Source organism: Actinomadura sp. BRA 177 (genome assembly GCF_013372625.1).
GTDB lineage: Bacteria > Actinomycetota > Actinomycetes > Streptosporangiales > Streptosporangiaceae > Spirillospora.
Genome location: NZ_JABXFD010000272.1, coordinates 1 through 6,629, shown reverse-complemented (window position 1 = coordinate 6,629; position 6,629 = coordinate 1). Strand labels below are relative to the sequence as shown.

Below are 6,629 nucleotides of genomic sequence, written 5' to 3'. Positions count from 1 at the left end.
CCACCAGGACGCAGCTCCCGCTGAGCAGGTCGAGCCGCACCGCCTTCTCCCGTTCCCGCACCGTCACCGCGCTGCGCCTGGCCGCCATCGACGTGCTGGTGTTCGCCGGCGTGGACGAGGCGGAGGCCCAGGCGGTGGTGCGCAGCGGCGCCGGCCGCTACGACGTGCCCGCGCCGCCGCCGGCGATCCGCCCGCAGCAGGTGCTGCGGCGGCTCGGGCGCAGCGGTCCGCTGCGGCGGTTCAGGCGCGGCAGGTGAGCGGGCGGCCGCCGTTGTAGGTGATCATGTCGCCCAGCGCGGCGGCCAGGTCGATGTCGCCGCCCGGTTCGAGGCCGTCCAGCTCGGCGTAGGCGCGGTGCAGGTTGCCGACGAGCCGCTCGGCGTCGGTCAGCTCCGCGTACGCGCCGAGGTCGGCCTCGCGCGCCGCCTCCAGTGGGGTCAGCCCGGCCGGTTTCGCCGCGGCGGCCGTCGCCTGCACGAACCGCGCGTAGCCGAGCACGCGGTCGATCAGCTCCGGGCCGCCGACCGGGCCGTGGCCGGGGACGATCGTCTCCGCGTCCAGCGGGGCGATGACCTCCTCCAGCACCTTGATGGCGCCCGAGACCGAGCCCTGCATCAGGAACGGGGTGCCGCCGTTGAAGAGGAGGTCGCCGCAGAACAGGACGCGGCGGTCGGGGATCCACACGATGGAGTCGTTGGTGGTGTGGGCGGGCGTGCCCACGTGCCGGACCTCGCAGCGCAGGTCGTCCACCCACAGCGTCACGCCGTCGGTGTAGGTGAGGAACGGCGGCTCGACCTCGATGCCGCCCCACTCCACCTTCGTCCAGAACGGCTCGTCGAACGGCTTGCCCCAGGCGAACGCGCCCTCCCGCGTCCCCTCGTGGCCGACGACGGTGGCGCCCGCGAACAGGTAGTTGCCGAACGTGTGGTCGCCGTGGTGGTGGGTGTTGACGAGCGTCCGGACGGGCCGGTCCGTCACCGACCGGATCGCCGCCAGGTACGCGCGGGTGCGGCGCTCGGTCGAGCACGCGTCGACGCTCACCACCCCGCGCGTCCCGGCGAGGAACCCGGTGTTGTTGATCCACCAGGTGCCGTCCGGCTGGACGTAGGCGAAGATCCCGTCCGAGACCTCCCGCAGCTGGGGGCTTCCTGGGCCGTCGATCCCGGGTGCGTCGCTCATGGGACCGGCAGTCTAGCCCCGGTCAGTACTCCGGCAGGGTGGTCAGCACCTGCGGGCGCGGCGACGACTTGCGCGCGGACGGCTCCTGCGTGCCGGCGGAGCGCAGCACCTCCCCGGCGCCGAGCACGGCCGCGTCGCCGGTGTCGTCGCCGAGCCGCGCCTCCAGGCCCGTCTTGTCGCGGATCATCCGCTCCAGGCCGGGCAGCCGGGCGCAGCCGCCGGTGAGCGTGATCCCGACGGTGAGCAGGTCGCCGGAGATCTCCGGGGAGCAGCCGGTCAGGCCGGCCCGGATCGCGGCCACGATCTCCGCGACCGGCGCGGCGATCGCGCGGCCCACGTCCAGCGTGGTGAGGACGATCTCGCGCGGCATCCCGGTCGCGATGTCGCGGCCGGTCACGACCGTCTGCCGCACCGGCCGCCGGCCGAGCGGCGGCACCGCGCCGACCTCCAGCTTCGCCGCCTCGGCGGCGGACCGCGACAGCGCCACCCCGTGCTCGCGCCGGACCAGCGCGACGATCGCCTTGTCCAGCGCCGACCCGCCGACGTGCGCGGTGTGCGAGGTGACGAGGCCGCCGAACGCGATGACGCCGATGTCGGTGACGTCCGCGCCGATGCAGGCGATGACGGCGATCTCCGGCCGGGTGGACGTCGTCATCCCCATCCCGATGGCGGCGGCGATGGGCGTCGGCACGAGCGTCAGCCGCCGCGCGCCGGCCTGGTAGGCGGAGAACTGCAGGGCCCGGTAGTGCACGGACGTCATCCCGCTCGGCACGGTGACGACGAGCCGGGGGCGTGCGGTGTAGTGGCGCCGGTGGTGCCGGCGGACCAGGTGCCGCATCAGGTACTCGGCCTCGTCGGTCTCCGTCGGCGCGCCCTCGCGGATCGGCCGGACGAGCGTGACGTCGGGGTTGCGTCCGGCCATCTCCCGCGCGGGCAGCCCCAGCGCGAGGATGTGCCCGGTCTCCTTGGACCGCGCGAGCACCGACGGCTCGCGGCACACCACGCCGCGGTCCCGCACGTGCATCCGCACGGTGTCGCTGCCCAGGTCGATAGCGGTGTCACGGCCCGCGAAGTCCCACATCGCGTCCCTCCCAATCGCCCCGAAAGTCGCAAGAGTCTTGTTGATGCCCTTGCGCCTCGCGGCGATGCCCACGGGCCGGTAAGCGAATCGCAATGTCCTGACTACCGGAGATCCGGAATATCCGGAACGCCGCCCGGCGTCCGATGCCCGCCCGGCGCCCAGTGCCGGGCGGGCACCAAGAGATCATGTGGGGGAGATCATGTTGGGACGGTGTCGAGCCGGGCACCGCCGCGCCGGACCGTCCAGCCGCGCCGCGCCCGGATCGCCCCGGCCGCGCGGCACACCCCGTACAGGGCGAACGAGATCGTCGTGACGTACGGGCTGACGGGGACGGTGGAGCCGATCGACAGCAGGATCCCGCCTACCACCGAGACGGTCGCGAGCACCGCGCTCAGTACCGGCACGAGCACCGGCGACGCGGTGACCCGCACCGCCGCCGCGGCCGGCGTGCAGAGCAGCGCGAGCACCAGCAGCGCGCCCACGACCTGCACGGACACGGCGACCGCGAGGCCGAGCACCAGCATGAACAGCAGGGACAGCGACCGCACCGGGACGCCCCGCGCCGCCGCCACGTCGGGGTCGAGGCTCGCGAACGCCAGCGGCCGCCACATGACCGCCAGGCACGCCAGCACCACCGCCGACGTCCCCAGCAGCCACGACAGGTGCGGCGTGTCGATCGCGACGATCTGCCCGGTGAGCAGGCCGAACTTGTTCGCCGACCGGCCCTTGTACAGGGACAGGAACAGCACGCCGAGCCCGAGCCCGAACGGCATCAGCACGCCGATGACCGAGCCCCGGTCGCGCGCCCTCGCGCCGAGCACCCCGATCAGCGCGGCGGCGGCCAGCGCGCCCGCGATCGAGCCGCCCGCCACGCTCGTCCCGAGCAGCAGGGCGCCCGCCGCGCCCGCGAACGACAGCTCGCTGATGCCGTGCACGGCGAACGGCAGGTCGCGCATGATGACGAACGTCCCGGCTAGCCCGCCGACGACCCCGAGCACGGCCCCCGCGATGAGCGAGTTGCGGACGAGCGCGAGCAGCGCCCCGTAGTCGTCGAAGTTGACGATCTCGTGCCAGCTCACGCCGCCTCGCCCAGATCCAGCACCCGGTCCGCGAACGGCAGCACCGGGTCGACCTCGTGGGTGACGAACACGACCGCCGTGCCCTGCTCGCGCCGCCGTCGGTCGACCAGCTCTCCGACGATCCGCTGATGCCCGGCGTCCAGCGACGCGAGCGGCTCGTCGCAGAGCAGGACGCGCGGATCGGCGGCCAGGGCCTGCGCGACCCGCACCCGCTGGAGTTCGCCGCCCGACAGCAGGTGGAGCGGGACGTCCGCGTAGGGGGCGGCGCCCACGTCCCGCAGTGCCTCCGCGACCCGGCGGCGCGCGTCGCGGGACCGCCGCCGCGGCCCCCACCGGTGCCCGTCCACCCCCAGCCCCACCAGGTCACGGGCGCGCAGCGGGGTGTGCGGCGGGACGGCCCGGTGCTGCGGGACGTAGCCGATGAAGCCGCTGCCCCGGCGCGGCGGACGGCCGTTGACGGTGACCGTCCCCGCCGACAGCCGCTGCAGCCCGAGCAGCACCCGCAGCAGGCTCGTCTTCCCCGACCCGTTGTGCCCGAGGACGACCAGGAACTCGCCCGCCCTCACATCGAGGTCGAGCCCCTTCCACAGCGTCCGCTCCCCATAAACGAGGGCGGCGTCCCGCAGCGCGATCACGACAGCGCCTTCTGCAGCGCGGCGATGTTGCCGTCCATCCAGGAGATGTAGTCGGCGCCCTCGGGCAGCGTCTCGGTGACGGGCACGATGGGCACGCCGCCTTCCTTCGCCGCCTTCTCGACCTGCTCGGTCTGCGGCCCGCTGGTCTGCGCGTTCGACACGAGCACCTTCACCTTCTTGCCGCCGACCAGCGCGAGCGTGTCGCGCAGGACGCGCGGCGGGACGTCGTCGCCCTCCTCGATCGCCTCGCTGAACTCCTCGGGCGTCCGGTTCTCCAGCCCGGCCGCCTCCAGCAGGTAGACCGGGACGGGCTCGGTGACCGCGACGCCCTCGCCCGCGTGCGCCGCCTTGAGCGCGGCCACCTTCTCCTCCAGCGTCTTCAGCTTCGTCTTGAACGCGCCGGCGTTCGCCGCGTAGGTCTGCGCGTCCTCGGGGTCGGCCTCGGCGAGCGCGGCCGATACCCGGTCGGCCAGCCGCGCGACGGACGGCAGGTCGTACCAGACGTGCTCGTTCAGCTCCTCGCCCGCCGGCGCGGTCCTCCCCGACACCTCGACCGCGTTCAGCACCTCCGCCTTCGAGCCCGTGCCCTTCAGCAGCGTGCCCATGAAGTCGTCGTAGCCGCCGCCGTTCTCGATGACGACGCCGGCCTCGGACAGCGCGAGCCGGGTGCGCGTCCCCGCCTCGAACGAGTGCGGGTCCTGCGCGGGGTCGCTGATGAAGGACGTCACCTTCACGTTGCCGCCGCCGATCTGCCGGGCGATGTCGCCGTAGACGTTGGTCGAGGCCACGACGGAGACGGTGGTGTCGCCCGGCTCGGCCGTGCCGCCGGACGACGACCCGCATCCGGCCAGCAGCGCGGAGACGGCGAGGAGGGCACCCGCCCCGGAGATGCGGGCACGCTGGGGAGAGGACATGAGACGCTCCTGAAAATGAAAACGGTTTTCAGTGCAACTTAGCATGATCTGTCCGATCCGCCCGCCCGGCCGGGGGTGCTTGTGAATCGAGTTTTAGGGTGCTTGCATTGCACGCATGGCTCACCAGATGCTGCGGTACGCCGCGGGAACGGACATCGGCCGGCGGCGGAGGACGAACGAGGACTCCGCGTTCGCCGGCCCGCGCCTGCTCGCGGTCGCCGACGGGATGGGCGGCCACCCGCACGGCGACGTCGCCAGCCGGACCGCCGTCACGACCGTCGCCGGGCTGCCGCTCGCCGGCGACCCGGCCGCCGCCCTCGCCACCGGCGTCGCCGAGGTGGCCGCGCGGCTCGACGACCTCGGCCGGCAGGACCCGGCGCTGGCGCGGATGGGCACGACCCTGACCGCGATGGCCTGGGACGGCCACCGCTTCGCCGTCGCGCACATCGGCGACTCCCGCGCCTACCTGCTGCGCGGCCCGGACCTCTTCCAGCTCACCCGCGACCACACGATGGTCCAGACGCTCGTGGACGGCGGGAAGCTCACCCCCGAGGAGGCGGCGAACCATCCGCGCGGCTCGGTGCTGGTCCGCGCGCTGCAGAGCGGCGGCAGCGGCGAACCCGACGTGTTCTGGCAGGACGCCCTGCCCGGCGACCGCTACCTGCTCTGCTCCGACGGCGTCTCCGGACTCGTCCCGGCCGACGCGATCCGCGCCGCGATGGCGGAGGAGGCCCGTCCGGCGGACGTCATCGCCCGGCTCATCGGCCTCGCGAACCAGGCCGGCGGGCACGACAACAGCACCTGCGTCGTCGCGGACGTCGTCCCCGCCGGGGAGGCCGGCGACCAGCGCCCGGTGCTGGTCGGCGCCGCGGCCCCGGGACATGCCGGGACGGGCCGTCCATGAGCGCCGACCCGGGGGTGACCGCCGGCGACATCGCCCGCCTGGTGGGCGTGGGGCGCGCGACGGTCAGCAACTGGCGCCGCCGGCACGGCGACTTCCCCCGCCCGGTCGGCGGGACCGCCGCCAGCCCGCTGTTCTCCCTCGCCGACGTCGAGGACTGGCTGCGCCGCAACGGCAAGCCGTTCGAGGTGTCGCTCGGCGACCGGGTCTGGCAGCGGCTCCGCGCGTCCGGCGACGACTTCCGGCTCGCCGACCTCGTCGGCTGGGCCGGGCTGCACCTCCTCGAACTCCGCGGCGACGCGGAGCGGCCGCCCGCGCCCGGCGTGGAACCGGACGATCCCGGCCTGCCCGGCCTGCTCACCGACCTCGCCGCCGAGCACGGCCACGCCGCCGCCTTCGACCTGCTCCTCCGGCGCTACGTCCAGGCCCACTCGCGGCGCCTCGTCCTGACGCGCGGCGACATCGCGGGGCTGATGACCCGCCTCGCCTGCCGGGACGGCGACACCGTCCTCGACCCGGCGTGCGGGCTCGGCACGCTCCTGCTGGCGGCGCCCGATACGCGGCGCGCGCTCGGCCAGGACACCGACCCGGCCGCCGCCCGGATCGCCGCGGTCAGGCTGCTGCTCGCCGGGACGCCCGCCGAGGTCGTCGCGGGCGACTCCCTCCGCCGCGACGGCTTCCCCGGCGAGGCCGCCGACGCCGTCGTGTGCGACCCGCCGTCCGGCGACCGGGCGTGGGGCCGCGAGGACCTCGCCGGCGACCCGCGCTGGGAGTACGGGCTGCCGCCGCGCGGCGAGCCCGAGCTGGCCTGGGTCCAGCACTGCCTCGCGCACGTCCGGC

The 6,629-nt window shown here is 74.7% G+C and carries 8 protein-coding genes; 3 read left to right on the top strand and 5 right to left on the bottom strand.

Annotated features, from left to right (window positions below; all coding sequences use genetic code 11):
• Positions 1-257, top strand: a 257-nt coding sequence (locus HUX53_RS12005; RefSeq protein WP_176403248.1) for a hypothetical protein, incomplete at its 5' end; no start/stop codon positions are given.
• On the opposite strand, the gene HUX53_RS12000 is transcribed toward HUX53_RS12005, so the two are convergent.
• From HUX53_RS12000 to HUX53_RS11980, 5 genes are all read right to left on the bottom strand, one after another.
• The gene (locus HUX53_RS12000; RefSeq protein WP_176403247.1) at positions 241-1,179 is read right to left on the bottom strand and encodes an MBL fold metallo-hydrolase; all 939 of its coding nucleotides are present in this window, start codon (positions 1,177-1,179) and stop codon (positions 241-243) included. The genes HUX53_RS12005 and HUX53_RS12000 overlap by 17 nt on opposite strands.
• A 22-nt stretch (positions 1,180-1,201) precedes the next feature.
• Positions 1,202-2,260 (bottom strand): rod shape-determining protein, encoded by a 1,059-nt coding sequence (locus HUX53_RS11995; RefSeq protein ID WP_176403246.1) that lies wholly within the window; start codon positions 2,258-2,260, stop codon positions 1,202-1,204.
• A 197-nt stretch (positions 2,261-2,457) separates the two neighbouring features.
• On the bottom strand, positions 2,458-3,339 hold the full coding sequence (locus HUX53_RS11990; protein WP_176403245.1) for a metal ABC transporter permease: 882 nt from the start codon (positions 3,337-3,339) through the stop codon (positions 2,458-2,460).
• A complete protein-coding gene (locus tag HUX53_RS11985) occupies positions 3,336-3,974 on the bottom strand; it encodes an ATP-binding cassette domain-containing protein (RefSeq protein WP_176403244.1) in 639 nt (212 codons plus the stop codon). The genes HUX53_RS11990 and HUX53_RS11985 overlap by 4 nt, the downstream gene beginning before the upstream one ends.
• Positions 3,971-4,888 carry a metal ABC transporter solute-binding protein, Zn/Mn family gene (locus tag HUX53_RS11980; protein WP_176403243.1) on the bottom strand — a complete coding sequence of 306 codons (918 nt, stop codon included), beginning with the start codon at positions 4,886-4,888 and terminating at the stop codon, positions 3,971-3,973. Before HUX53_RS11980 ends, HUX53_RS11985 begins: the two co-directional genes overlap by 4 nt.
• A gap of 115 nt (positions 4,889-5,003) precedes the next feature.
• On the opposite strand from HUX53_RS11980, the gene HUX53_RS11975 reads away from it, so the two are divergent.
• Both HUX53_RS11975 and HUX53_RS11970 read left to right on the top strand, forming a co-directional pair.
• Positions 5,004-5,792 (top strand): PP2C family serine/threonine-protein phosphatase, encoded by a 789-nt coding sequence (locus HUX53_RS11975; protein WP_176403242.1) that lies wholly within the window; start codon positions 5,004-5,006, stop codon positions 5,790-5,792.
• The coding region (locus HUX53_RS11970; protein ID WP_176403241.1) for an N-6 DNA methylase at positions 5,789-6,629 on the top strand (841 nt) is incomplete at its 3' end. The genes HUX53_RS11975 and HUX53_RS11970, both read left to right, overlap by 4 nt.

Bases quoted from the DNA above. Each gene is read 5' to 3' on its own strand.
- HUX53_RS12000 (WP_176403247.1), bottom strand. From the start codon at position 1,179: ATGAGCGACGCACCCGGGATCGACGGCCCAGGAAGCCCCCAGCTGCGG.
- HUX53_RS11995 (WP_176403246.1), bottom strand. From the start codon at position 2,260: ATGTGGGACTTCGCGGGCCGTGACACCGCTATCGACCTGGGCAGCGAC.
- HUX53_RS11980 (WP_176403243.1), bottom strand. From the start codon at position 4,888: ATGTCCTCTCCCCAGCGTGCCCGCATCTCCGGGGCGGGTGCCCTCCTC.
- HUX53_RS11975 (WP_176403242.1), top strand. From the start codon at position 5,004: ATGGCTCACCAGATGCTGCGGTACGCCGCGGGAACGGACATCGGCCGG.